2 protein-coding genes and 1 pseudogene are annotated in these 2,249 nt (G+C 44.7%); 1 reads left to right on the forward strand and 2 read right to left on the reverse strand.

The window, feature by feature from the left end; translation table 11 throughout:
- Positions 1-283, forward strand: a pseudogene (locus A3761_RS27700) (hypothetical protein); the annotation flags it as partial.
- 69 nt (positions 284-352) lie between these two features.
- Here A3761_RS27700 and A3761_RS12730 read toward each other — a convergent pair.
- Together A3761_RS12730 and A3761_RS12735 are read right to left on the reverse strand one after the other, a co-directional pair.
- Positions 353-850 (reverse strand): hypothetical protein, encoded by a 498-nt coding sequence (locus tag A3761_RS12730; RefSeq protein WP_068509734.1) that lies wholly within the window; start codon positions 848-850, stop codon positions 353-355.
- A gap of 30 nt (positions 851-880) precedes the next feature.
- The coding region (locus A3761_RS12735) for an ATP-binding cassette domain-containing protein (protein WP_068750302.1) at positions 881-2,249 on the reverse strand (1,369 nt) is incomplete at its 5' end.

Genomic DNA, 2,249 nt, shown 5'->3' on the forward strand with positions numbered 1-2,249 from the left:
AAGAACAACTTCTACGGTTAGTCAGGTATATGCAGGCGGCGATGTCGATAAAGAAGTAACGATCGATTCTCTTGCTGAAGAGTTCGGTAAACAGCTGCAAGAATTGATGGCTATGGCTGAAGGTAAACAGACCTCGTTCAAGCTATTAGATTCTGCGAATACCAAATGGGACTTCATTAAGAACTCTTACGTAAATTACAACGAGAATCGTGTTAACTTCATCGTTAACCTTTACTCAAAAAAGATTATTAATGACATTGAGCAAGCTCTTGAGACGATGTAATTAATACTTAATAGTCTGAGACATAAAAAAACCGGGCCATGTAGCTCGGTTTTTTTATGTCTCAATTTTCTAGGCTAACCAATATTTCGCATATTGCTTACAGCTTTCCAGGCAGCGCTTAACGCTTTCCACCTCTTCCAGGGATTCTGGAGACTTTTGCTGCTCTCGCCACAACATAGCTAAGCCACCTTGTGAAATCACCAAGGCTTCACAGGTCTCAGGCAAGCCCTCAAAGACCCCCTCCTTTTCCAACGCCTCTTTGAGCTCATCCCTAGCGTCAAGCTCATGTGCATCGTGATCAACACTCAGGCGGATCACTCGCGCTTTGTGTGAACTTGGCTTGGCCTCTCTAGGCAACAAACACTCATACAAGGTATAAGGACGATAATTATCTATCCAATAAAAAAGTGACTTCGCCAGTTTTTCGTCGAGCAACCTTACCTTCAGCCCCAATTCCAGAGCACGTGCGCGCATTGCCGTCAGCGACTTTTCTCTGGGTGAAGGCATAACCCATAAAACCGACCCAAATACAGCCAAAGTAATGAGTAGCGCTACCCACAAACCCATTACACTGGCCCTCTATCGTTACGCTCTGATTTAAGCATCTTCCAACTCCATCCAACGTTCCATAGCAAGCGACAACTCATCTTCAAGTGCCGCTAGTTCAGCCGTAACAGATTCTATTTCTTCATGGTCTTTTTGATAAAACTCAGGCGACACAATAAGAGCCTGAAGCTCTTCAATCCTCGACTCCATTTTCTCTATTTTCGCAGGCAACTGTTCCAACTCGAGCTTTAATTTATAACTCAATTTTTTTGGTTTATTCTGCGAGACAGCAGGACTTTGTTTCTCGGTGGAACTGCTTGTTGGAACAAGTTCTTTTTCAAGCGGTTTAGCGGCATTGTCCTTATCGTTTGTATACTGCCCCTCTGTTGGTAAACGACCACCGGTTTGTCTGACCCAGTCATTATACCCACCAACATACTCGCCAATTTTCCCCTCACCTTCGAATACTAAGGTGCTCGTGACGACCTGATCTATAAAGTCCCGGTCATGACTGGTAATAAGCAGTGTTCCCTGAAACTGAGCCAAACGCTCTTCCAACAATTCCAAGGTATCAACATCAAGGTCGTTGGTTGGCTCATCCATTACAATAACGTTTGCCGGTTTGGCAAATAAACGCGCTAACAATAAGCGATTCGTTTCACCACCGGACAAGGCGGTGATAGGTGAGCGAGCACGCTCTGCTGTAAATAGAAAGTCATTGAGATAACTCATTACGTGACGGGACTTGCCATCCATTTCAACAAAGTCATGGCCATCGGCAACATTATCAAAAACTGTTTTAGTAAAATCCAGTCCACCTCGAAGCTGATCGAAATAAGCAACTTCCAGTTTACTCCCCAAACGTACAGACCCACTTGTTGGCTTTAACTGGTCAAGCAATACCTTCAATAAAGTCGTCTTACCGGCACCATTTGCTCCAATTAAGCCTATCCTGTCGCCTCGCATCACTGTTAATGAAAAATCATCAATAACCTTACGTCCCGAATCAAATGCAAGCGACACATGCTCGGCTTCTGCCACCAGCTTTCCTGACTTCTCCGCTTCGGCTATTTTTATTTCAGCCTTACCTTGCTGATTGACTCTTTGCTTACGCTCATCTCGCATGGCCTTTAAGGCCCTGACACGCCCTTCGTTTCGAGTACGCCTTGCTTTAATCCCCTGGCGAATCCAAACTTCTTCTTCAGACAAGCGCTTGTCAAACAAAGCATTTTGACGTTCTTCTTCCTCAAGCAAACGCTGTTTCTCTTTCAGGTAGTCGCTATAGCCTCCGTTAAAAGCTGTGATATTTCCCCTGTCCAACTCGATAATATTGGAGGCCAAAGCCTTAATAAACGCTCTATCGTGACTGACAAACAATAACGCGCCACGATATTCTGCTAAGCGGGCTTCCAGCCATTTG

The organism is Oleiphilus sp. HI0123 (genome assembly GCF_001635315.1).